The sequence below is a fragment of the Achromobacter sp. genome, assembly GCF_032113835.1.
Classification (GTDB): Bacteria; Pseudomonadota; Gammaproteobacteria; order Burkholderiales; family Burkholderiaceae_B; genus Achromobacter.
Genome location: NZ_DAMCTG010000009.1, coordinates 38877 through 63141 on the forward strand (window position 1 = coordinate 38877; position 24265 = coordinate 63141).

A 24265-nucleotide genomic window follows, 5' to 3' on the forward strand; every position below is an offset into this window, starting at 1 on the left:
GTCATCGGGGTTTACGCAGACGGATTCGCGTCGACGTCCCACTTCGGCAAGCTGCCAGAAAGGGCGTCGGGCGGACACATTGTCAGCGCAGTGCCGGACGCCCGTGCGTGCCGGTGTGATGAATCCATGAACAGAGCAGATGACTATGCAGTGGGGTTTGTTGGGACCGGCGGCGCTGTCCGGAGAAAGGCGGACGAGGACCTTGGGCATCGGGCGCGCTGTCCGGCGCTTTAATGAACTGGCCGTGCCGGGTACGGGTGGTGTCTGGTTCGGCAAGCAGGTCTTCCTTGCAATCCTGGGAGTCCGCGTGGCCGAACTGGCTCGCGACGCAAGAATGCCCGTTGGCAATATCGAATGCGCCAATGCGATCGAGGCGTTGGCATGCTGGCTTGGCTACAACGAGAGCAAATGGGCGCCGCACCCGCGCTTGCGCGGCATCAACACATTACCTCGTGAACACGCCCTGGATTTTCGTACGTTGCGCCGCCCGGGCTTTTACGTTTCACAACCCACGCGCATGGCGGTTGGGCAAAGTCTGATGCCTCTGGGGTTGGCGGAGGGGCCTCGCCGGCGCTTCAACGCCCTAGCAACCACCGAGGCCGGCAGAAACTTGATCGCTTTGGCATGTGGCGACGGCGGGCGGCACGACATCGTGACGCAACTGCTGAACTGGGTGCAGGGAAAATCTGTCAGCTGGCCACCGCGTTTCGTGAAGCTGCTCTCTCCTTGCGTGCCGCTCACACTCGCCGCCCGGGGACTGCTCCACTCTCAGTTTATTCTGGGGTCAGATAAAGAAGACGGCACACACAAGGATCGACGGCGCGCTGCGTTGCGATGGGTTGACGACCTGCGCAGTCACCCCCCTTCAGGGCCGCTGGGCTGGGAGGATCGGCCTGCAGCCATCGTCGATGACGCGCATTGGAAGGATTTACAGGCAGGCGCGCAACTCATGGCTTGTCGCGCGCAAGCCATAGTCGTGCTCGATGAGCTTGAGCGCAAACTCGCCCTGTCTCCCAAAGAAATGCTACGCGTCGAAGAAGCGGCAGGAATGCTAGGCGACGAGCTTGCCGATCTAAAGGTGGCCGCTGATCGTTATCTATCGTTTTCGCATCCCGATGCGGACGCCATGGCTTTTGGTCGCGAATGCGCCCTGCCTTCTACTTCCGATCGGCTCGAGCATCTGTTGCGCCGAGACGATCGGGTACTGCGGCTTGTTGCGCGCGAAGTCAAACCTGGACCAGCATTCCGCCGTGCGATGCGCAACGAAATCGCATCAGATCCGGCGCTGTCCGCGGATCCTGAAGACGCCGGCGTATCCGACGGCATCATCGACTGGCCCGCGAACCTATCGTTCCGAGTTCGCAACCTTTATGTGCTTAACCGAGATTTGCTCGAAGAACCGAACGCGATGCGTAACGAGACCACAAACCAGATCTTCGTGGACGCCGAACTATGAAGGCGCCCTCCTTGTTGCACTTGTTCGACGCGCCGGACGACTACAACGGCCTGTTTGGCTGGGTATGCGGCTATTCTGGCGACGATCTGTTTCTCAACGAGGCGGCTGAGCGATTTACCCGTCGCACGCATGCGCAGCGCGCGAAGGCGGGCGAGATCTCATTGGGATTGATCCTGGATCCGCAGCATGAACCTCTATCGCTGCTCGATGTGCCAGGCGTCGCCCACCTTCCCTTGCGCGACGCGAATCTCCAGCCGTTCAAGCTGATGCACGCCAAGGTCGCCCTACTGGGCTTCCGCAACGCAGACGCCGATCAATGGCGGCTGCGCTTGATCGTCTCGACCGGCAACTGGACCCGACAGACCGTTGAGGAAAGCCTGGACCTTGCGTGGACGATCGAAGTGTCTTCTGCGGACCTGAACGCGGAGGCGCGTGACCTGTCATTGCGATGCGCCGACGTAAACGCTGCCTCTGAATTTTTGAACTGGCTCGCCTCGCATTTCGATACCCGCATCCTTGAAGCCATGACGGAAAACCCGTGCGCGGCGGATCGTATCAGCCGGTTCAACGGGTGGGTCAGCCAATGCGCATCTCGGTCGCAGGGGCATACCCCCCGGTTTTTCGACAATCGCTCGCACGGCCTTCTTGAACAGCTTCCCGCCTTGATCGAGAAGCACGCCGGCAAGGTTCGCCGCAACTATCTGGCCATGGCATCGGGCTTCTTCGAGGATTCGCCTCAAGCTGGAGCGGACAGCCCGGCCGAGCAGGTTCCCACTGTGCTGGCCAGTATTGAAGATGCATTACGCGCACAAGACATGCTGACACGCAGCGCTCTGGTCGAGATCTACGTCAACCCGGATGGTTGCCAAGCGGTAGCCCGCTGTCTGGATGCGATGACGAAGCGCCAGTGGAGGGTCGTGGAGCCGGGACAACCCGAACAAGTGTTTCGCGCGGACGTCCGACGCACGCTGCACGCGAAATTTCTCCTGGGCGGCAACGATGTCGGCGATGCCTGCAGTAGCGGCTGGCTCTATCTGGGATCGGGGAATCTTACCCGTCCCGGCTTCGTCGAGCGTGCGCGTCGGGCGCGCGGCAACCTCGAAGCGGGGGTTGTTTTTTCCTTGCCAAGAACGCTGTGGTTGCCGTCCAAGGATCCCTCGGTACCGGCAATGACCGTATTATTGCCAATCCAGTCTGATGGCGTTCCCATAACGGTCACTGACCATCTCAAGGCAGGCGACCCCATGCCGGAGCTCAACGGATCTTTTGTTGCCGGCCCGATAGCCTATTTGCAATGGATCCCAACGGAAGACGCAGGGCTATTACGCGCACCTGGCCGCAGCAACTTGGACTTTGACGTGCTGGGTCCGGATGGGCAAACCTGCCCCAGGCTCGGACTGGACTGGCTGTGGCCAGGGGGGGCGCCTCGCCAGGCGAGGTTGCGTTGGGGAGTGCACGGGAATCACCAGCAGCAAGTGCCGGTGGTCGACCAATATGGCCGGATCGCAGGCGCGGAACTACCCGGACTGGCACTGCAGGATCTCGCAGCCCAATTGCTCAATTTTCCTGCGATTGACGATGGCGATGACGACAATGGCGACGGCGACGCCGATCAAGATCCGTCAAACCAGCGCCACCCCGACGCGCGCAACTCGGCCAGTCCTCCCCCCACGGCAGCGATACGGACGATGATGACGCAATTAGAACTCATCGCTCAGAAGCAGGTTCAAGTGGCAGTCGCCGACTGGTCGGCATGGTGCCACCGACTTGAGCAGATCCTGTGCCAGGCGCGGGAGAGCACCGCGCTGGCCGATTTTCGTCGTCTGAAGATCAATCCGCTCAGTTGCCTGCTGCAAGCGGCCTTCCGCCCCGTCTACGCGAACGATGCCCGCACACCAAGCGGTCGGCGCTACGAAGAAGCATTGGAACGCGTCGCGGAATCGTGGGGCGTGCGGAGTGGATACCTGGCCTTTGGAGAGGATGAATAATGGATTGGAACGCAGTCGCGTCGACACTGATCGAGTCTGCCGAGAAAGCCGAGGGATCCGCAGGTGGCGCATGGTCATTGAATGATGGCCAACGCCGCAGCGTGATGGCGCTAGCCCGTCGCATAACGAAAAATGGCGTGGTTATTGCCGACGAGGTCGGCATGGGAAAAACCCGCATCGCCGTGACCCTGGCCCGCGCCGTCATCGAACAAGGTGGGCGGGTTGCTGTGCTCGTACCCCCTGGCCTGGGATTTCAATGGCAGCAGGAAATGCACGAGGGCGGCGTGGAATGTCCACCCTTGCTAAGAAGCCTGGAACAGTATTTCAAGCCCTGGGACATCAGCCAGGGCGTCTCGCCGTCATGGTCAACGCAGGATGTCGTACTACTGTCACATCAAATCGCAAACTGGCGTATTGGCGAAGGTACCCGCGCCCCATACTGGTCCTTGCTGCCGCTGTTGTACGCCACATGGCGCAAGGTCTGCGATGGCCGCTATCCCAGACATTTCCACGCAGCGCCCGAACTATCCGATCCGCGGATTCGTGCTGCGGCCGAAGACATCGTGGCTTGGGCAGAGCGAGAAGGAGGTATTCCCGTCGATTTCCTGAATAGGCTCGTGACAGAGGCGCCGTGGCCAGCGGCGATGAACTCTGGCGAGTACCGCTCGGGTACCGATCTTCGTATAGCGCTGGAACGAGCCGTGGGTATCGGCTTAGGATTTTTCGATCTCATCATCATCGACGAGGCGCACAAGAGCCGGGGCGACGCGACGGGGCTATCGCGAGTACTGAATAATGTCGCTCTGACTCCCGCCGACGGTCGCAAGCTCGCCATGACGGCCACGCCCGTTGAACTTGATGCCGAGCAATGGCAGGACGTGCTGGACCGCATTGCCATTGAGACAGCAGACGGCCGGTTCTTGCCCGATCATGAGCAAACGTCGCTTGCTATAAGCAGCTATGAAAAGGCAGTCGACGCCGTCAAAGCGCAGCCGAACGACGCCGAAAAGAGGGCGAACTTTCGGGTCGCGGCGCGCGAGTTCGAAAAGACGCTGGCTCCGTATCTGGTTCGGCGCGACAAGCGCGAATCCCAATCTGTGCAGACATTCGCGCTTCACTCGGGCTTGTCACCTCATGCGTATCGTCGAGAACGTCAGCTCATCATTGATCCAACGACGCTTTCACCCGCTTGGCAGCAAGCGATATGCGCGGCGGAAGCGCTATCCGTCGCCGCTTCGCAAGGAACCTTACCAGCAGCGCAACGGTTACGGCTGACGGTGGGCAGCGGCCACGGCATCGCCAAAGTCATTGATCAGCTTCAGCAGGATGACATTGAAGATTCCGAGCAAATGGCGGCTGACCGTTCGGCCGAGAATGTGACGAATTCCGAGTCGTCGAGATCCCAGCGCGTGGATTGGTGGCTCAGCGTGTTGCGTCAGACCTTGACGAACAAGAACGCACTTCTCGACCACCCCGCCATACAAATCGCGGTTCAAGAAATTGAGAATGCCGATGCCAGGGGTGAAAAGGTTCTGGTTTTTGGCCGCTACACCGCTCCCATGAAAATGCTGGTCGACTTGTTGAATGCTCGTCAGATGCTCAGGGCCTTGCGGGACAACCGCCCGTGGCCTCAAAGCGGCGTGCGTGAGAGCGAACACGACGCGGTGAAAGCGGCGCAGCGTCAGTTGAAAATTCTGTCGGATGAGTCGATCGACAGTATCAATGCCCAATTACAGATTCAGTACGAGGGCTTAGAGGCCCGTCGCCAGACGGCCCGCGACCACCTGTTCAATAACCTTCGCGCCGGGCTTGAAGCGCATCCCGACAACAGCGCCGCAAAGCTCCTGTTTGGCGCATTCGTGAGCAATCCCGTTGGACAGGCTGCCGTTACGCGGGCGGTGATGGAGTTACTTGCCCGCGATGAAGCGAGTCCGCAGGAATGGGCCGACGCCTTCGTGAACCTCGTCGACGCGGCCATGGACCGCGAGGACATTGACGAGCGCGGCGAAGCCGGTCTGAATGAGGCGGGAGCGGCCGCTTTGTGGCCGAAACTGGCGGAACGCTTTGACGACGAATATCGCAACCCGCAGGGTGGATTTGCGCGATTGATGTACGGCGAAACAAAGCATGTGACCCGCCGATTGCTGCAGCTGGCTTTCAATCGTCAGGATAGCTTTCCCAGGGTGCTGGTGGCGCAATCTGTTGTTGGACGCGAAGGGCTGAATCTGCATAAGGCGTGCCGCACAGTTCTGCTGCTGCACCCTGAATGGAATCCAGCGGTGGTTGAACAACAGATTGGGCGGGTGGACCGGCTGGGCAGCCGATGGGAACAGTTGCTTGACGCGGCGATCGCAAAGGGCGTTCGAGGCACAGATCTACCGCGCATCGAAATCCTGCCCATCGTTTTCCAGGGCACATATGACGAGCATAACTGGATGGTTCTGAAATCGCGATGGGATGCGTTGAGGGCGCAACTTCACGGCACCGTGCTTCATGTACCTGATGTTAATGAGGATCCCCTGCTGCGTGAGCTCGCAAATGAAATCAATGGCGCGGCACCAAATTTTTCCCCTAAACCGCCCCCTATTTGATACGCGAGGCGCCGCGCAAAGCCTGATTCCACCCCTCGCGCGGCAAAATTCTTTTGCGCAAACTGGAACATACGATGACGCGTCTCGAGTTGGTCGACCATCTTGCAATACAGTTTGCCCACGCGCAGAAATCAGAACGCTGGGCGATGTACCGTCTGATTGCGCCAGTGGTTGACCATGCCAACGCCAGCATGGGATTACGCGATTATTTTGAGTTCAATCAGACCAGCCTGCACGGCACGTCGCAATCAGTCGATATCGCGCTGCTTGACAACTCGGGCTTGCCCCGAGTCATGATTGAGGCCAAGCGCCTTGATCGCGCCATCGCCGCAGAACAGATTGCGAAGTATCTGCCCGCAGATACGCGCGGCATCGTCACAAACGGGCTGCATTGGGTCTTGTGTCTGAACGGAAGAGACAAGCTGGTCACATTGTGCGATGCCAAGAGCCGTGAAATGCGCCCCCATGCGTTGGATGAAATCGTCGCATTCATTCGCGGCGAGTCGCTATTGCCTCAGGAATGGCGAAGCCAACAGGATGGCTACGTCGCATCGTTCATTAGACCGGAACGGCTAACCAAAACGGCATCTGCGCAGCGGGCCGTCAACGCCGTGACAGTTGTGCGCGAGATGCGCGGCTTTCGCGCTGAACTGGACCGGCTTCCCGGAATCTCCCCGCTGGACCGAGTCCTGCTCACAGCGATGGCGCAAGCGTTTGAGGAACTGGGGCAGATATCTTCTACGCTGCGAATCGAATTTCGCAAGACGAGGGTCAGCATTTTCGGCGAGTGCCTGGACGGCAGGCGCATTGCGCGTCTTGAGTTAGGCAAGCGCCAGCCAGACGTCCTGATCCTTACGGAGCTTGTTCAGGGTGACGAGATTCTCTGCGGCCTGGCACAACCCGCGCCGCATGACAAAGGGCCGCACATGCGAAGGTACCGGTTGAGTCATGACATACAAGCTGCTTCGTTCGGTCGTGCGATGGCGGCATTGCTGAACGTTTGTGACAAACCTAATAAAAATCGCGCTGTGATGTCGGCATAGGAAATGGCCAGAGAATCTCATCGTTGTGCTGACACGACTTCGACCTGAGTTTGGCGCTACTTCCTGGCTACCCGTTCGACCTTCAAGTCCACATTCCGCCCGTTAATCAGTGCAGTGGCTTCCTTGATCTGATAATCGGCCTCGAACTCGCAGAACTCCTTGGTCTTCATCGGCACCAGGGTGCTCGAACTGAACGAATCCCATGCCCGGCCATCCAGGCCTTCGTTCATCGTATTCATGCCAAACGGACTGAAAGCCAACGTGCGCTGCGTCGTCGCGCCCTGGTCGTTCTTCAATTCGACCGTGACGCGCAGATTGGCGATTTCACTGAGTTTGTCGGTGGTGACGACAAAATGCGGTTCGCAGGCCAAGGCGCCGTCGTTGCCGCCGTGGTACGTCGACTTATGCAGCAGGCGCAGCGTGGGCGCCGCTTTGCCAGCCTGTTTGCGCTGGTCCAGATCGCTTTTGCAATGGGCCAGGAATTTGGCGTCGTCCTGCGCATCCGGCTGATGGTTGCGGCGCTCCTGACGATATTGCAGGGCCTTCTTGCAATCGGTCTTCACCGACTGGCCGTTGTAGTAGATCCAGCTCAGGAATCTTGGTGCACGGGCTGAACCCTGCTCAATCGCCTCTTCAAACAGAGTACGCGCGCGGGCGTAATCGACCGGAACGATTTCGCCCAGGTAGTAGATTTCGCCCAGATTGACCAAGGCATCCCGGTCGCTTTGCGCCGCCGCGCGCTCGAACCATGACACGGCGACTGCCGGGTCGCGATCCACGCCCCACTTGCCTTCTACGTAGGCAAGGCCTAGAAGATTCTGCGAGTGCGGCTCGCCGGCCTCCGCCGCGCGTTGCCACCACTTGAAGGCTTCGGCGTCCTTTTTCTCGACCTGCGAATAGCCGAAGTTGTAGAGGCTACCGACCTGAAAGAGCATCCCGGGTTCTTTATCCCGCTCGGCCCAAACCCGCGCCAAGCGCAGCGTGTCCAGTTTGGTGAAGCCGATGCGCGCCATCATCGTGCGGGCGTCGGAGGAGGCAGACCCGACATGACGTCGCAGGTATTCGATGACCGGCAGCCGCATTTCGACGTCGGTTTCGGCTTTGGCCTTGCCCTCGTAGACGATGTGGCGCTGGCGCTCCATCTCCTTGACGTCGTCGAGGTTGTCGAAGTCGTCCTTGGCGATGAGGCCGATGTAGCGTTCAGCGATGCTGGCGTCCTTGTCGATGCCGATGCCGTACTCGAAGAAATAGGCGGCGTTGGCGCACCCGTATTGGCCGCCCTGATGGCACGCCAGCGCGTAGTTGGCGATGGCCAGTTTGACGTCGCGGGCGACGCCCACGCCGTGTTCGTACATGAAACCTAGCGCCATGAGCGCGTCAAGCTCCTTGTCTTTGGCGAGGTCTTGAAGCGCTTTCAACGCTGAGGCGTCTTGCTGGACGGCGCGGTCATAGAGGCGTTCGGCCAGATGGTCTTGCTGGGCGGCGGCCGAGAAGGTGGATCCCACCAGCACTGCGGCGGCGAACTTCAAATATTTGGACATCGACTGCTTTCCTGTGAACAACGGCGGTCGCTGTGGCGCAAACGACCGGGGCGATTGTATCTGCGCCATCTGTCTTGCCGGTTTCGCGCAGATCAAGGAGACCGCATTGGTCCTGGATTCAGGCTGGCCGCGCGGCGGCGCACCATTTGGTGCGATAGACTCCCGGCTTGTTTGGGATTGAATCAGCAGGAGTTCACGCAATGAGCAGCATTTTTCCAGACGATCTGTGGGCGGTGGGCGAAGCCCGCATCAACGGTCTGCCGGTCGTCATTCGCTTTCGCACCGGGCTGCCGCCCGAGTCCGATCGCCAGGTCAACGACAACCTGATCATCATCACCTGGGCGTATCAGGGCATCGAGACCGGCATGCCGAACGACGAAGACAAGCTGCGCACCAATGCGTTTGAAGAAGCCATCGAACAGGGTTTCGAGAATTCGGACGCCGGCGTGCAGGTGGCATGCCTGACCGGTAATCATCAGAAAGAGTGGCGCTACTTCACGCCGAATGTCGAAGCCTTCCTGGATGCGTTCAACACGTGCCTGGCGGGACATCCGGTCTATCCGATTGAACTGCGCATGTTCAAGGACCCTGACTGGAATGCCTTGTCGGGATTGCAGCCCGAAGGATCTGAGCAGCTGCATTGATGGACGTCAAGCGGCGGGCTGTGGCTGCGGACCGTCGCGATTATCAACAACAAGGGGCGCCTAAGCGCCACATTTCTCCCATCCCTCATCAGTGGCGATAGGGACTGACGTGCCGTTTTCAGCTAGTTTTGCGACTGCAATAGCGGCGCATCGAAGAGCGGGCGCGGAAGATCCTGCCGAGGGCATGGACCGGCGGCGCGCCCGATCCATGCCATGCGCAAACACTTCAAGGCGCGGCCGGTTTGATGTTCTGGTTATGCCGGAACAGGTTGTGCGGGTCGTAGCGGGTCTTTACCTGGACCAACCGGTCGAAGTTCTCGCCATAGGCCGCGCCCACCCGTGCAGTCTCGTCCTGCGTGAGGAAGTTCACGTAGACGCCGCCTTGCGACCAGGGCTCGGTGGCCTTGAAGATGTCGCGTGCCCAGGCGATGCACCGTTCATCGTCTTTCGGATCGTCCCAGCGTCCGTGCACGTTCATGGCGAATTGCGCGGACCGGTGCGGATACGCGGTGGCGGGCACCGGCACCTGCATCGCCGCGCCGGCGATGTGGCCAAAGAAGATCTCGCACTGTGGCGACGGCACGTTCTGGACTGCTGACACGACGGCGTCGATCAGGCCGTCGTCCAACTCCCCGATGTTGTGGGACTTCCAGTAGTTGCGCGCGCCGGGCGTGAGCAACGGATCGAACGCCTTCTGCCAGGCCGCGTAGGGCATCGGCCCAAGGTGTTCGCCGTAGGGTTCGCCCAGACCGCGCACCACTTGCAGGGCGTCCGGCCCCTTGTCCACGCCGCCCGTGTAGCACGACGCGAAGGCCACGATGGGCTTGCCGTGCACGGCTTCTGGCAAGAAAGGCAGCGGCGGCGCCTGGCGCAGCACGGCCCACACGGTGAGTTCCGGCGGCATGGTCTTTAGCGCGTCGCGGTATCGCGCCAGCGCCTCGCGGCCCTGTTCCAGCGGCACCACCACCAATCCGCCATAGACCTCGGGACCCACGGGATGCAGCCGGAATTCGAACATCGTGACCACGCCGAAATTGCCGCCGCCCCCGCGCAGCGCCCAGAACAGGTCCGGGTTTTCGGAGTCACTGGCGTGCAGCAGTTGGCCGTCCGCCGTGACGACATCGGCAGACACCAGATTGTCGATGGTCATGCCGAACCGGCGCGTCAGCCAGCCGAAACCGCCTCCCAACGTCAGGCCGGCCACGCCGGTCGTGGAATTGATGCCCAAGGGAACGGCCAGGCCAAACGCCTGCGCTTCGTGGTCGAAATCGGACAGGGTGGCGCCGGGCTCCACGAACGCCCTGGCGCGCGCGGGGTCGATGCGCACCGATTTCATGGGTGACAGGTCGATCATCATGCCGTCATCGCATACGGCGGTGCCTGCGATGTTGTGGCCGCCGCCGCGCACGGAAATGACCAACTGATTCTCACGCGCGTAATCCACGGCGCGGCGCACGTCGGCGGGACCCGCGCATCGCGCGATGACGGCGGGCCGCCGGTCTACCGTGGCGTTCCAGATCTTGCGGGCCTCGTCGTAACCGGCGTCGCCCGCAGTCAGGATATGGCCCCGGGCAGAGGCGCGCAGATTTTCCAAGGTGCTGCTGGACAGTTTGTTCATCACACATCTCCTCGAAGGCGATGCATTTACAAACAGCGTCTAAAGCAAGCCGTCTATCTGCTTGAGCGCGACATGGGATTTGTCTCCTTGAAAAAGGGGCCATGACCCTGTGCACATGAATGCCCGGCGAACGCCGCGCGGGGGGAAGGCGGCAGACGCCCTGTGCCGTGCGCCGGAGCGTGCGTGATGGGGAAAAGTATAGGCCTTTGACCGCGCGGGCAGGGGTCTACGGATCGTTTTTAAGGACGCCGCGTATGTTGAGGACCGCCAGGCCCAGTTGCAGCGCAATAAGCGCCCAGGCGTCATCGTGCAAGCCCCACGCCACCCACAGCACGTTGCTGGCGAGGAAAACCCAGAAACCCGCGTTGCGGCGCCCGGCGCTGCGCGACGCGACCAGCCAGGCGGCGGCAAGCGACGCCGCCATGGCCGGCCACTGCAGGAAGTCCCACAACGCATCCAGCGTCATCGGCTACCGTCCCCGCTCAATCCGCGCGTCGGGGTCACGGTTTGGACCGCGCGCCCTGACCGCGATTGCGCTGGCTCTGCTGGTCCTGGCCAGTGCCGATCTGCGTCGTATGGCCCTCCTTCTTCGTGCGGTTCTGCGTGTCGCCGTGACTCGCCTGCGACTCGCGGGGCGTGTCGTCCTGGCTGCGGTCGGGCGCGTCCGTTTTGTGCGTGCTGTCCTTGTGTTTAGTCATGATCTGCTCCTTTGGTCAGGGTCATCGTGGTTCGTGTCGGGGACCGGTCATTCCTTCGCAGTGCCGACGTTTCCGACATTGCCGGCGCTGCCGGGGCCCGAGCTGCTCGCGCCTGAACTCGAGCCCCCTCCGCCTCCAACGCGGATCCGGTTCTCGACATCGTTCACGCCCGCGCACTCGACCGTGCAATCCTCGACGTGGTATTTGGTGCGCCGATTGGGCACGGTGCCTTCCAGCACGACATGGCCGTCCAGGACCGCGACCGAAACGTCGCTCACGTCCAGGCCGCTATGGGCCAGCGCTTCGCACACGTTCTCGCGGATGCGATCGTCCGAACGGATGTAGCCCTTGGGATCGGTCCGGCGCGATGCGCGATCCCGCCAGGCTGTCGGGCCGCGGTTATAGCCGCCCCGTTCGGCGGTTTCGAATGACATGGATTCCTCGCGCCACGCGGGGCGGTCGCCGTAGTAACCGCCTTCGTCATCGCCAAAGGACGTGGGACCGTCGTAGGCCTGGTCCCGGCCGCCGTAGGCGCGGTCGCGGTCGCCATATGCACGGCCGCGCCCCTGGCCTTCATAAACCTGTTGCCGCTGGTACGAAGGATTTTCATTGGAAAACCCGCCGTAGCTGCTTTGGCCCGGATCGGCACTGCGGCTGCGCACCGGTTCCCGGGTCTCGCGCGTGCCGCCCTGTCGCGTGCCTTCGCCCTGGTAACCGTAAGACGGTGCGGGGTCCTGCCACGGTTCCCGGTCGCCGCGATAGTTCGACGAGTTCCTCGGGTCTCTGCTCATATCGTCTCTCCCGTTGCAAGTTGCGAAACAGGCAGGCCGGACTCGCGTTGAAACTTTGAAACTTTGAAACGCGTGCCCGTGCCCGCCCGCTTCATGCTGGCAGCAAGTGCTGTGCCGGGCGGAGGCCGGGCGACCGGCGGCGACGGGTCCACGCTTTATGGCCGATAGGCCAACGTCGGCTGCGGTGCTAAGAATGGGCCATGCGGGCAGAACGCCGTGGCAAGGCCCAACAACCGCATCCGGCAACATGACACGACATTCAGGAGATGAATATGGCTTCAGGATCCAGGCTGTCCGATGTAATCGTAAAACTCCCCGATCGCTCCACATGCCGCGTAGAACGGCGTTTGATCGCAAGGAGAAGCAAGGAAGCATCCGGCGTCCCCATCTACGTCTGCACCCTGCCCACCGGCGAGCCGGTGACATGGCTGGGAGGGGGCAAGTACCGCCTGCCATGCGGCTCGGTAGGCGTGGCGGTGGCGCACAAACCACCTGATAGATGAGGCGGCAGGCGGCACGCGGCTTGCTGGCGGCCCGGGTGTTCAAAGGAGGGATGGACATGAACGCCATCGAACGGGTCGCCGCTTACATGCACGAACATTCACTGAAGCTGGTGACGGCCGAGTCGTGCACGGCGGGGCTGATCGCCGCCACGCTTGCGGACATCCCGGGCGCGGGCGCGCTGCTTGACTGTGCATTCGTCGCCTACTCGCCGCAGGCCAAGCAGAAATGCCTGGGCGTAGCCCCACGCACGCTGCAACATCACAACCTCACAAGCGAAGCCGTGGCGCGGGAAATGGCGCTGGGCGCGGCCCGCAACAGCCCGGCGAATGTCGCGATTTCCAATACGGGCGTCACCGACGATACCGACCCGGAGATTCCCGCCGGCACGCAGTGCTACGCGTGGGTGTTCAAGGCGGGACCGGCAGACGCCTCACCCGCGATCTATACCGAGACGGCGCGCTTCGAGGGCGATCGCAATGCCATCCGCCGCGCCAGCGCCGAACACGCCCTGGCGCAGCTGATCGCGTATCACAAGCAGTGGCAGGATGGCGCCCGCCCCTCCTCGTCCCGATCAGCCTGAGCACCGGCGCCGTCCGGCCCGGTGTCCCACCCCATGCGCAGCGCGGTCGCGAATCCGCCTTCGACGCGCGAGTATGGCCGAGCGCTTGTACTGACGCGCGGCAGGCAGGACCATGCGATGTGCGCCCCGCCGGCTTCCAGCTTGTCGACCAGGGCCTGGTCCTCGCTACACGTGAGCGCCGCAAATCCGCCGATGCGCCGGTACGTGTGCGCGGCGATGCCCAGGTTTGCGCCATGCACGTGCCGGTGACCGTCGCGGTCGTGGTAGTGCGCGGCGAACACCTGGCGGGCGCGCTGCGCAAACTCGCCATGCGCATCCCAGCCCGTGACCGATACCGTGCCGCACACCACTTCCGCATTCAGTGAAAGCTGGTCGGCCAGCCAGCCGGGCGACACGCTGGTGTCGGCGTCGGTGAAGGCAAGCCAGCGCGCGCCGGCATTGAGCAGATGTTGCGCGCCCGCCCCGCGCGCCACGCCGACGTTGCGCGCCTGGACCATCAGAAGATCCACCGGCCAGCCCGTCGCAAGGCGCGCCGTCTCATCCTCGCAGTGATCCAGCACCACGACGATACGAACCGATTCCCGGCCAAGACGCGGATGGCGGGATGCGCGCATGACGGCTCGCAGGCACTCTTTGATGTGGCGCTCCTCGTTGTGCGCCGGAATGCATACGCCGATCATGAAGGGCTTCCTTGTTGGGGTTGTCTGCGCCAGACGTCCAGGCGGAACTCGTCTTCTACGTGATGCACGCGGCGCGATAGCCCGGGCAACGCGCCGATGGCCGCGTGCAGCGCGTCCGTGTTCTGGAGACGGTCATCGAAATCCGGCCGCCAATGGCAGGCCACGATCTCGCCATCCTGCGCAAGCGATGCATCGACGGCGCTCAGAAACCTGCACAGCGCGACGCCATCCAGGTAATACGCCACCTCCGACAGCACGATGAGGTCAAAGCCGCCCGCCGGGGTCTCGGGCCACTGCCGTGGCAGGTCCAGCGACAGGACTTGCACGTGGTCCATGCCTTCGCCGGCGACGCGGGCGCGGCAACGCTCGGCCGCGACCGGCGCGGCGTCAACCGCGCAAACCTGCGCGCAGCGCAGCGCCAGGCACCGGGTCAGCTCCCCCGTGCCGCAACCCGGCTCGAAGGCATGGCGATACTGTTCGCGGCCCAGGGCCGCCAGCAGCAGGCCGCGCTTGCGGCGTTCGTACCAGGCGCTGGCCACGCGCCACGGGTCGGGATCCGCCTGGTACAGCCGTTCGAAATGGTCCGCGGCTACAGAGTCCATGGCGCACCTTCGTCGCTGAGCACCGCTTGCCCATGTGCGGCCTGGTCGCGCTCCGCATGGCTCTGCCGGATGAACACGGGCAGGTCGGCCATCACCTGCGCAAAGTCCGCGTCGCGGCACAACGGCCCCGCGCCCAACGCCCGCGCGGCCCGCTCCAGCACCACGGACGCAGCCGCTTCCACGGCCAGGCGCGCGCGGGCGCAGGCCAACGCGCACGCCTCCCGCGGATGCGCGTCGATCTCGGCGGCAGTCTCGCGCAACACGGCCCGAGCCTGCGCCAGGGCCACGTCGACGGCGCCAAGATGCGCCAGGCGATGGGGGTCGGCGGCATTCCTGGGCAAGGCCCGGTGCAACGCCTGGGCGATGTGCAGCAGCCCGCCGTACCAGCAAGCCGCGATGCCCGCCCCGCCGTGCAGAAAACCGGGGCGATGCACGTACGCGCCCGGCCCGCCCACGAGCGAGCAGGGCACGTCGCGAAAGATCACGTCCACGCTGGCCGACGCGCGCATGCCCACGGCATGCCAGCCGGCATCGGTCACCTGTACGCCCTCCTGATCCATTGCCACCGCAGCCAGACACGCCTCGCCCGCCGGATTCCAGCCGCTCACGATCGCGTGGGTCACGGCCGCCGCGCCGGAACACCACGCCTTGACGCCCTGCAGCACTATCGTGCCGTCGGGCTGCGGCGTGATCTGCACGCGATGGTCCGGCGGCTCCGCGCACCACACCGCCCAGCGGCTGTCGGCGGGTGCGCCGGGCGCATGCAGCTCGGCCAGAATGGCGAGCGCATCGGTGTGTCCTTCATACAGCTTGGCCAGACTCAGGTCTGCCGCAGCCACGCGGGCCAGCGCGCGCCATCGATCCAGAGTTCGGCCGGACGCCGGCAGGGGAAGTTGATCGCATCCCTGCTCTACAAGGACGCGCAGCCATCGCCCGGGATCCAACGGCGCGTGGGTGTGGGATAGCACCTCATTCAATTGCTGGGGCGCGGAATGCCGTTGAGGTGACGGGTCTGGACGTTCGGTCATGGTGTCGCGTACATGCTGCAGTGGGACTTCGACCCCATACAGCAAGCGCCGTGCCCATCACCGCGCGGGCGGCTTCCACCCCAAGGGCAATGCATCGCCCTCCACGCATGCGACCAACGACGCCCCCTGCCCGCCTTGCACCGCATGGCCTCCGGTGAAATCGGAGAACGCCGGCAGCACGGTGATGCCGGCGCGCAGCCAGAACGCGGGCCAGCTACGCGGCACGCCCGGCACGCGCGTTTTCGGATGCACGTGTCCGGCGATGACATGCCGGCCCTGTGTGTCCGGCGTCGGCAGATGGCGAAACAGGAATGGACCGTCGGCCCACGCCTCGCCCAGCTGGCGCATGCCCAGCGCCGGGGCGTCCAGCGCACGGTCGTGGTTGCCGGCCAGCACCGCCACATCCACGTCCGGATTCGCCTCGCGCCACGCGATCCAGGCATCGCGCCACGCGGCCTGCGCGGCGGGGCCGTGCAGGACGTCGCCGACGATCAGCAATTCGGTGGCGGCCGTGGTGGAGATCAGGTCCGACAGGCGCCGCAGGTCGTCCATGGTGGCGCCTCGCGGCACGGCGATGCCCGCCTGGCGAAAGACATGGCTCTTGCCCAGGTGCAAATCCGCGATCACCAGCCGGGACCGCGCCGGCCAGTGCAAGGCGCGCGCGCCCAGCAGGACGACGGGCTCGCCCGCCAGCGCCATCGCAAGCCCCGCCTCAGGCGATTCGCGCATAGCGCTTCTCCAGTTGCTCGGCGGCGCGTTTGACGCGCGCCTGCCAGGTTTCGGTGCTGAGCTGCCCGCGCAGGCTTTCCGTCCATAACGGAAACGACAGCGGCGTCAGCGCGCGCGGCTCGCACAAGGCCAGCTCACGCCGCTGGCAGTCCTGCAGCGCCGCCAGGAGGCGCGGCGCCTCCAGTTGCAGCTCGAAGACTTCACGCTCGGCCTGCGCCAGCAGCAGATGGTCGGGATCGTAGCGGCGCAGCACGTCGTAGAGCAGCCCGCTGGAGGCCTGCACCTGCCGCAGCGAACGCGCCGCCTGACCCGGCAGCGACGGCGTCAGAAGACCGGCGACGCGTGCAATCTCGCGGAACTGGCGGCGCGCCATTTCGCCCAGGTTGACGCCATCGCGCAGGTCGTCGGCCATGTTGTCGGGACTGAGCAGCGCGCGCAGCAACGTGCCGTCCAGCGCGGCCGGTTCGGCCAGCGTCAGCATCAGGCCGTAATCGTTGACGGTATAGGAGATGGTGTTGGGCTGGCGCCGGCCCCAACGCAGCGCGACCATCGCGGCGATGCCTTCGTGCACGGCACGGCCAGCGAACGGAAACAGGAAGAGATGCGAGCCGCGCCGCGTCTTGATGAGTTCGGCGACCAGCCGGCCGTGGTCGGGCAACGCGCTGGCCTGCTCCTGGATGCGCAGCAGCGGCGCGACGGCGCGCATTTCCGGGTGTTCGCCCGGATGGGAATACAGGCTTTCGACCTCGCTCGCCAGTTGCGTGGACAAGGGCATGCGGCCGCCCTGCCACGTGGCAACAGGGCCATCGCCGCCCTTTGCGCGGCGCACGTAGGCGACCATGCCTTCCAGCCGCACCAGTTCCAGCGTGCGGCCCGCAAACTGGAACCGGTCGCCGCGGCGCAAGCGCGCCAGAAAGCCTTCCTCGACCGACCCGAGGCTGCCGCCCCGCAGATACTTCACGGCCACCGCGCCGTCCGACGTGATGGTGCCGATGGACAGCCGATGCCGGAACGCGATGCGCCGGTCGTGCACGCGGTAGCAGCCGTCTTCGTCGCGCACGACGCGGTGATAGTCCGGATACTTTGCGAGCGCGCGTCCGCCCTGCACGATGAAGTCCAGCACGGCCTGCCAGGTTGCGGCGTCGAGCGTGGCGTAGGCGTGCGTGCCGCGCACCTCCTCAAACAGTTCGCCGGCGTCGAACCCGCCGCCCAACGCCAGCGTCACGGCGTGCTGCGCCAGCACGTCCAGGCTGCCGATGGGCGGCGGGCGGGATTCGATCTCGCCCCGCGCGATCGCCTGCCGGGCCGCGGCATATTCGATCAGTTCCAGCGCCTGCGCAGGCACGCAGACCACGTTGCCGGATTCGCCCGGCCGGTGCTTGGCGCGGCCGGCGCGCTGCAACAGACGCGCCACGCCCTTCGGGCTGCCGATCTGCAGCACCTGGTCCACCGCGGGGAAATCCACGCCCAGATCCAGACTGGACGTGGCCACCACGCAGCGCACCGTGCCATCGCGCAGCCCTTGCTCAACTGTGGCGCGCAGCTTGGGATCCAGCGAGCCGTGATGCAGCGCCAGCGTGCGCGGGTCCTCCGGCCAGATCGATTCGAGCGCGCGATGCCACAGTTCGGCCTGCGCGCGCGTGTTGGTAAAGAGCAGCGTTGCGCGCACGTCGAAAAGACGCTTGAAGACGCGTTCGAGCTGCGAGAGCCCCAGGTGGCCCGCCCACGGCAGCGCCCGGCTGCGTTCCGGCAGCAAGGTGGAGATCTGGATCTTGCGCGGCTTGGCGCCCGCCACCAGCGCGCTGTCCGGCGCCTGCGGCAGCAGCACCGCGCGGGCCTCATCCAGGTTGCCGAGCGTGGCCGACAGCCCCCACGTGCGCGCGGCCGGCGACAGCTTGCGGACCCGCGCCAGACATAACTGCAACAGCACGCCACGCTTGTTGCCCAGGAGTTCGTGCCATTCGTCGACCACGATGCTGCGCAAGGCGCGAAAGCGCAGCGAGGCATCCGCGTAGGACAGCAACAGCGCCAGCGATTCGGGCGTGATCACCAGCACGTGCGCCTTGCCCTGCCGGGCCAACCGCTTGTCGCGCGCGCTGGCATCGCCCGTGCGCAACGCGACGGTCCAGTCGATGCCCAGATCGCTGGCCGTCTGCGCCAACGCCCGCGTCGTATCCGCGGCCAGCGCGCGCAGCGGCGTGACCCACAGCACGCGCGGACCCTCGCCCGTGGCCGCTTTTTCCGGCATGACTTTGGTGGCGCCTTCATGCAGCGCCTCGAGCAACGGGCCGCCAAATGCCGCCAGCGTCTTGCCGCTGCCGGTCGGCGTATGCAACAGGCCCGACTCGCCGTCCAGATAGCGGCGCCACGTCTCGCGTTGAAAAGGTGCGGGCTTCCAGCCGCGCGCCGCGAACCACGCGACCAGCGGCGCATCGCGGCCCCGGGCCGTGCCGCTCATCGCGCCAGCGCCTTCAGCGTGTCGAGCTGGTCGGCCTGATTCGCCGGCTTGTCGTGCCGCCAGCGCAGGATGCGCGGAAAGCGCACGGCGATCCCGGACTTGTGCCGCTTGGAGATGTTCACGCCTTCGAAGCCCAGTTCAAAGACCTGCACCGGCTCCACCGAGCGCACCGGACCGAAGCGCTCGCGCGTGTGGGCGCGCAGCCACCGGTCCAGCTCCAGGATCTCCTTGTCGTCCAAACCGGAGTAGGCCTTGGCAATGGGCACCAGCGCATCGCCGTCCCACAGCCCGAAGGTGTAGTCGGTGTAGAGCGTGCTGCGGCGGCCGTGGCCGGATTGCGCATAGAGCAGCACGGCGTCGATGGTCAGCGGGTCGATCTTCCACTTCCACCAGTCGCCTCGCCGCCGGCCGCTTTGGTACGGCGCGCTGCGGCGCTTGAGCATGAAACCTTCGACGCCGCGTTCGCGCGATTCGCCGCGCAGCGCGTGGGCCTCGTCCCAGCTTGCCGGCGCAACGGCCGGCGATACCCGCAGACGCGGATCGGGGTGGCGGCGCAACAGCGCCTCCAGCTGCTCGCGGCGCTCGGCCTGCGGCAGCTCGCGCAGGTCGGCGCCTTCGAGTTCAAGTAGGTCGTACGCCAGCAACTGGACCGGGAACTCCGCCAGCCACTTGGGGCCGGGTTTCAGGCGCTGGATGCGGGTCTGCAGCGCCGAGAACGGCATGGGGTCCGTGTTGCCGTCCTGCCAGGCCAGCAGTTCCCCGTCGATGACGCAGTCCACGTCCAGCGCGGCGGCCGCCGCTTCCACTTCCGGAAAGCGGCCGTCCAGCCGTTCTTCACCGCGCGACCAGAGGGAAACCTCGCCGCGCCGCCGGATGAGCTGCGCGCGGATGCCGTCCCACTTCCATTCAAGCAGCCACTCGCCGATGGGACCCAGGACGGCGGGATCGCCTTCGAGCGGCGACGCGAGAAAAAACGGATACGGCTGCTGACGGTCGCCGGGCAGTTCCTCGGCGCTGAGCAGATCGCGCAGAAACGCAGGGCTGGGCGACCACGCGCCCAACATGCGCTGCGCGATACGGGCGATGGGCACGCCCGACATTTCGGCCAGCGCCTGCTGCACCATGCGCTGAGACACGCCGACGCGCAGCGCGCCGGTCAGCAGCTTGTTGAAGACCAGGCGCTCTGCATACGGCAGGCCCAACCATGCCGAGACGACGACCTCCCGCCGCTCTAGCTCGTCGCGATTCGCGACCGGCAGGAGGATTTCTTCGATCCAGTCGGCCAAGCCTCGATCCGGCGCGGCCACGGTCGGATCCGGAACGAGCAGCGCCAGGGTTTCGGCCAGATCGCCGACCTGGTCGTAGCAGGCGTCCAGCAGCCAGGGCGCCGTGCCGGATGCGTCGGCCGCCCAGGCCCGCAATTCGCCCACGCCCGCGATCTTCTTGCGCGTGCTGGTGATCTTGCCGCCTGCCAGCAGATACAGCGCCCAGACCGCATCGCGCGGCGGGGCATCGCGGAAGTACGCCACCAGCGCCGCGCGCTTGTCCAAGGTGGCGGTGCTGCGGTCCAGCTCCTGATACAACGCCGCGAATCGCTTCATGCCTGCGTCCGTTCCCCTGTCGATCTTTGTTCGATGGCCGTCCTAGTCGTCTTCGCCGTACTGCGTCACCAGCGTCTCGGCGGCGATGCCCGACTCATTCAGCGTGCGAACCAGCGCATCGGTGTCGCCGTGCGTGGCGATGACGCGTTTGGCGCCGGTGTCGCGGATGGTGCGCAACAGGTCGGGCCAGTCGGCATGGTCAGACACGACAAAGCCGCGGTCCATGTTGCGGCGCCGCCGGTTGCCGCGCAGCCGCATCCAGCCGGACGCAAAGCCGTGCTGCGCCTTGCGAAAGCGCCGCAGCCACGCGCTGCCCGCCGCCGATGGCGGCGCCAGGATCAGCTCTCCAGCAAATCCCGTTCCCGAGGCAGCGGTAGGGCCATCCGCGTCAATGACCAGCCGCGTGTCGGCCAGCGGCACGCCGGCCTTGCGATACACGTCCACGCCGGCGGCGATCGCGCCATGCAGGTAGACAGGCCGATCCGCAAAGGGGATCAGTTCGGCCAGCACGCGCTGCGCCTTGCCCAAGGCGTAGCAATAGAGAATGGCGGCCTCGCCCCGCGCGGCGCAGTGGTCGCGCCATTGCACGATGTCGCGCGCCACGTCCGAGGCGCTGGGCCAGCGGTAGATGGGCAGGCCGAAGGTCGCTTCGGTGATGAAGGTGTCGCAAGGCACCACTTCGAACAGGCTGCACGTCGGATCGGGCTGACGCTTGTAGTCGCCGGACACGACCCAGACTTCGCCGTCGACTTCGATGCGCACCTGGGCGGATCCCAGCACGTGGCCGGCCGGATGCAGCGACACGCGCGCATTGCCCAGCGTGAAGACTTCGCCATACGCATGGACCCGGTAGTCCTGGTCGCCCAGCCGCCATTGCAGGATGGGCAAGCCTTCGGCGCTGGTGTGATAACGCCCCATGCCCGAGCGCGCATGATCGCCGTGGCCATGGGTCAGCACCGCGACCTCGACCGGCCGCCAAGGATCGATATGAAAGCCGCCGGCCGGACAATACAGGCCTTCCGGACGCAATTGCACGATGTCGCGCATGGCACCTCCCGATCGGCGCGGCGCGACAATTTCGCGGCCGCATGTCTTTGGTTATACCCCGCGAGGACGCAGAAAAAGTGCGCTGAAAACGCACCGCTAACATCCGATGAAAAATTAAAAGTTCAGTTGCAGACGGGGGGCAACGTAAGCCGGTAGTGTGGAGCGGTGGCTTAAAGGAGAGAATATGCGTACCAATCACATCCTCACGATTATTGTTGTGGTCGTCGTCGCTTCGATCGCCCTGTCGATCGTTCCCTGGTAATTCCTTGGCAGCGAGGCCGGACATGACACGGACTCTTCATGCCCTCTGCCTTGCCGCCTTCCTTGCTGGACCTGACGCTGCGCTCCATCCCGCGTCGTTATCGCGTGGGGCCATTGCCCGCTGCACGCAGCGGGCTTGAAGATTCCAATCCGGCGACGGCCCTTGCCATCGCCATTGAACAGGCCCGCGTTGCCCTGAGTGAAGGCGCGGCGCCCACACCCGCCTGCGAACGCCTGTTTGTCGACGCGCTTTCGCGATTGATTCTTGACGCGCTGCGCGAACGAGGCGGAGATCCTGCGTTTCAGGCCATGGTGCTGCGCCATCGATCCCCGCTGGTGCGCGAACACGCGTCGTTGTCGGCGCACGCGCAGGCGGACCGGCGCGCGGTGCGAACCTCGGTCGATGCGTTTGCGCATCCTGGCAAGCGCCGTGGGATGCCGGCCGGGCCGCTGGTACACGCGCTTGCTTCGTTGCATGCGGCGGCGACGGCGGAGGACTGGGCCGTGTTGAGCGAAAACGCACAGGCTTTGCTTGCTGCGCCCTCTTCAGTCTTTGCGGCGGACCCGGCGATGGCCGGCCCGCTGGATCGGTTGATGAACGACCCCGCGTTGGCGCGTCTTCGGCGGATGGACGCGTTGGCGGCGGATCCGCTGGTGCAGCGCTATCAAACGCTTTGGCAACGGCAAGGTGCCCGCCCCGGCACGCCGCAGGCTGCCGCGCAGGGGTTGGACGCACGCCGCCGCGGCATCGCCGTCGAAGCGTTGGCCGAGCAGGCGATTGCCGCGCTGGCCGCGCAGCTTGCGCAACGGACAGGCGAGATCTATCGGGTTGCAACGTCGATGCGCGTGCCGGCGTCGATTCCGGGCAACGCCGACCGCGCCAAGACCGAATGGGACGTCGCGCTGCTGCGCCAGTCGGGTAGCGACGCGTCGGCTCCGCTTTGGGATGTGTGCCTGCTGGTGGAGGCCAAGGCCTCAACGGACGCGGCGACGACGGATCTTCCCCGGTTGCTGCGCGGTCTTCGGCTATTGGCGCACGCGGACGTGCAGACCACTTATGTGTTCGAGAGCCATCAGGGCCCGGTCCGGCTGCGCGGCGCGGCGTTGGCAGCGCTGTCGGTGGACGATGCCGATCTTGCCCGGACAATTCTGTACGTTTCCGACGCGCCGGCAGATGCCGCGCCACGCTTGCTGAACGCTGCGGGCAGGATGCAATTGTTGTCGGCGCAGGAAAGCCTGGACTATGCCAGTTCCGTGGCCGCAGGCGTCGCGCCGGATGCGTCGGCGCTTGCGCCTGTATGGCAACAGTTGCTTGCGTCGCCCCGCTGGAGCGCCGTGCTGAACCAGTTCGCGCTGCTGCGGCAGGTCCGTGAGCTGATGGCGCACGTAAATGATGTCCACGCTGCCATCACGCGCCTGGATCAGGACCGCGTCGGCGCATAAGCGCTGTCGTCAACAGCGGCCCCGCCCCAATCCTGCGCGTGCCGCTCGATGTGCGCGCGGATGAAATCCGCCAGCACGCGCGTGGCCATGGACGGAAACCGGTTCGGCGCGGTCAGCAGATAGATGGCGTCGCCCACGCCCTCCGGCTCGAACCCCGGCAGCACCTGCACCAGCGTCTGGTCACGCAGCAGTTCCCACACCGCATAGCGCGGCAGCAGGGCCACGCCCAGGCCCGCCAGCACCGCGTCACGCAGAAACGGATAATCGCCCGACTGCAGGCGCGGCGCGACGCGCAGGATCAGCGGGTCGCCATGCGCCTGCTTGAGCCGCAGGTCGAAACGCCGGCCCATCGATTGCGGTGCGATCAGGTCGCAGCGGCCCAACCGCTCCACGCGTTGCACCGGCCCGTTGCGCGCCAGGAAGTCCGGCGACGCGCACAGGCACCACTGGATGTCGCATAGCCGCCGCGCCACGTGATCTTCGGGCGGGGACGACGTGATCTTGAGCGCGATGTCGACTTCGGCGGAGATCAGGTCGCCGATCCCGTCGTTGATGTGCACGCGCAGCGCAATGTCGGGATGCGCGCGCGCGAATTCCAGCAACACGGGGGCAAGGTAAAGGTGACCAAGACCGGTGGGCAGACGGATGCGCACATCGCCGCGCACGGTCCCGTCCAGGCTGTCGATGGCCGCCTGCACCGCGCGCATCTCGTCCAGCAGCCGGATGCCGTGCTGGTACAGCAACTGGCCGGCCTGCGTCAGCTCGACATGCCGGGTGGTGCGCCGGAACAGCTGCGCGCCCAGATCGAGTTCCAGCCGCTTCAGGCGATGCGACATGTTCGACCGCGTCATGCCGCAACGCTGCGCAGCCGCACTCAGGTTGCGCGACTCGACCATTGCGACAAACAGTCTGACGAGGTTCAGGTCCGGCTTATTGTCAATCATGGTTCACCATTCCCGGCA

General features: G+C 64.8%; 20 protein-coding genes. 7 read left to right on the plus strand and 13 right to left on the minus strand.

Annotated elements, in window-relative coordinates:
- The first annotated feature begins 202 nt into the window (after positions 1-202).
- The 4 genes from RT697_RS05765 to RT697_RS05780 all read left to right on the plus strand — a co-directional run bounded on the left by RT697_RS05765 (position 203) and on the right by RT697_RS05780 (position 7078).
- Positions 203-1456 (plus strand): hypothetical protein, encoded by a 1254-nt coding sequence (locus tag RT697_RS05765; protein WP_313697388.1) that lies wholly within the window; start codon positions 203-205, stop codon positions 1454-1456.
- Positions 1453-3444: a hypothetical protein gene (locus tag RT697_RS05770; protein ID WP_313697389.1), complete on the plus strand. Its 1992-nt coding sequence runs from the start codon at positions 1453-1455 to the stop codon at positions 3442-3444. The genes RT697_RS05765 and RT697_RS05770 overlap by 4 nt, the downstream gene beginning before the upstream one ends.
- A complete protein-coding gene (locus RT697_RS05775) occupies positions 3444-6035 on the plus strand; it encodes a helicase-related protein (RefSeq protein WP_313697390.1) in 2592 nt (863 codons plus the stop codon). The genes RT697_RS05770 and RT697_RS05775 overlap by 1 nt, the downstream gene beginning before the upstream one ends.
- 74 nt (positions 6036-6109) lie before the next feature.
- On the plus strand, positions 6110-7078 hold the full coding sequence (locus tag RT697_RS05780; RefSeq protein ID WP_313697391.1) for a type I restriction enzyme HsdR N-terminal domain-containing protein: 969 nt from the start codon (positions 6110-6112) through the stop codon (positions 7076-7078).
- Between the two features lie 56 nt (positions 7079-7134).
- Here RT697_RS05780 and RT697_RS05785 read toward each other — a convergent pair whose 3' ends face one another.
- On the minus strand, positions 7135-8820 hold the full coding sequence (locus tag RT697_RS05785; RefSeq protein ID WP_313697392.1) for a tetratricopeptide repeat protein: 1686 nt from the start codon (positions 8818-8820) through the stop codon (positions 7135-7137).
- Here RT697_RS05785 and RT697_RS05790 point away from each other — a divergent pair.
- Positions 8820-9263, plus strand: a complete 444-nt coding sequence (locus RT697_RS05790) for a DUF695 domain-containing protein (protein WP_313697393.1) — start codon at positions 8820-8822, stop codon at positions 9261-9263. The two genes, RT697_RS05785 and RT697_RS05790, sit on opposite strands and share 1 nt — an antisense overlap.
- Positions 9264-9489: 226 nt before the next feature.
- Here RT697_RS05790 and RT697_RS05795 read toward each other — a convergent pair whose 3' ends face one another.
- The 4 genes from RT697_RS05795 to RT697_RS05810 all read right to left on the minus strand — a co-directional run bounded on the left by RT697_RS05795 (position 9490) and on the right by RT697_RS05810 (position 12370).
- The gene (locus tag RT697_RS05795) at positions 9490-10881 is read right to left on the minus strand and encodes an FAD-binding oxidoreductase (protein WP_313697394.1); all 1392 of its coding nucleotides are present in this window, start codon (positions 10879-10881) and stop codon (positions 9490-9492) included.
- Positions 10882-11107: 226 nt separating this feature from the next.
- Positions 11108-11347: a hypothetical protein gene (locus RT697_RS05800; RefSeq protein WP_409517403.1), complete on the minus strand. Its 240-nt coding sequence runs from the start codon at positions 11345-11347 to the stop codon at positions 11108-11110.
- Between the two features lie 34 nt (positions 11348-11381).
- Positions 11382-11579, minus strand: a complete 198-nt coding sequence (locus RT697_RS05805) for a hypothetical protein (protein ID WP_313697395.1) — start codon at positions 11577-11579, stop codon at positions 11382-11384.
- Between the two features lie 47 nt (positions 11580-11626).
- The gene (locus RT697_RS05810) at positions 11627-12370 is read right to left on the minus strand and encodes a BON domain-containing protein (RefSeq protein WP_313697396.1); all 744 of its coding nucleotides are present in this window, start codon (positions 12368-12370) and stop codon (positions 11627-11629) included.
- A 559-nt stretch (positions 12371-12929) separates the two neighbouring features.
- Between RT697_RS05810 and RT697_RS05815 the strand changes: the two genes are divergently transcribed.
- The gene (locus tag RT697_RS05815; protein ID WP_313697397.1) at positions 12930-13454 is read left to right on the plus strand and encodes a CinA family protein; all 525 of its coding nucleotides are present in this window, start codon (positions 12930-12932) and stop codon (positions 13452-13454) included.
- Here RT697_RS05815 and RT697_RS05820 read toward each other — a convergent pair.
- From RT697_RS05820 to RT697_RS05850, 7 genes are all read right to left on the minus strand, one after another.
- A complete protein-coding gene (locus RT697_RS05820) occupies positions 13403-14134 on the minus strand; it encodes a glycosyltransferase family A protein (RefSeq protein WP_313697398.1) in 732 nt (243 codons plus the stop codon). The genes RT697_RS05815 and RT697_RS05820 overlap by 52 nt on opposite strands.
- Positions 14131-14736, minus strand: a complete 606-nt coding sequence (locus tag RT697_RS05825) for a class I SAM-dependent methyltransferase (RefSeq protein WP_313697399.1) — start codon at positions 14734-14736, stop codon at positions 14131-14133. Before RT697_RS05825 ends, RT697_RS05820 begins: the two co-directional genes overlap by 4 nt.
- On the minus strand, positions 14724-15575 hold the full coding sequence (locus RT697_RS05830) for an acyl-CoA dehydrogenase (RefSeq protein ID WP_409517404.1): 852 nt from the start codon (positions 15573-15575) through the stop codon (positions 14724-14726). Before RT697_RS05830 ends, RT697_RS05825 begins: the two co-directional genes overlap by 13 nt.
- 246 nt (positions 15576-15821) lie before the next feature.
- The gene (gene pdeM / locus RT697_RS05835) at positions 15822-16493 is read right to left on the minus strand and encodes a ligase-associated DNA damage response endonuclease PdeM (protein ID WP_313697401.1); all 672 of its coding nucleotides are present in this window, start codon (positions 16491-16493) and stop codon (positions 15822-15824) included.
- Positions 16477-18951, minus strand: coding sequence for a ligase-associated DNA damage response DEXH box helicase (locus RT697_RS05840; RefSeq protein ID WP_313697402.1), 2475 nt, complete (start codon positions 18949-18951; stop codon positions 16477-16479). Before RT697_RS05840 ends, pdeM begins: the two co-directional genes overlap by 17 nt.
- Positions 18948-20552, minus strand: coding sequence for an ATP-dependent DNA ligase (locus RT697_RS05845; protein ID WP_313697403.1), 1605 nt, complete (start codon positions 20550-20552; stop codon positions 18948-18950). Before RT697_RS05845 ends, RT697_RS05840 begins: the two co-directional genes overlap by 4 nt.
- A 42-nt stretch (positions 20553-20594) precedes the next feature.
- Positions 20595-21599, minus strand: coding sequence for a ligase-associated DNA damage response exonuclease (locus RT697_RS05850; protein ID WP_313697404.1), 1005 nt, complete (start codon positions 21597-21599; stop codon positions 20595-20597).
- Positions 21600-21899: 300 nt separating this feature from the next.
- On the opposite strand from RT697_RS05850, the gene RT697_RS05855 reads away from it, so the two are divergent.
- A complete protein-coding gene (locus RT697_RS05855; RefSeq protein ID WP_313697405.1) occupies positions 21900-23303 on the plus strand; it encodes a 3-deoxy-D-arabino-heptulosonate 7-phosphate synthase in 1404 nt (467 codons plus the stop codon).
- Here RT697_RS05855 and RT697_RS05860 read toward each other — a convergent pair.
- Positions 23282-24247 (minus strand): LysR family transcriptional regulator, encoded by a 966-nt coding sequence (locus RT697_RS05860; RefSeq protein WP_313697406.1) that lies wholly within the window; start codon positions 24245-24247, stop codon positions 23282-23284. The two genes, RT697_RS05855 and RT697_RS05860, sit on opposite strands and share 22 nt — an antisense overlap.
- Positions 24248-24265: the final 18 nt, after the last annotated feature.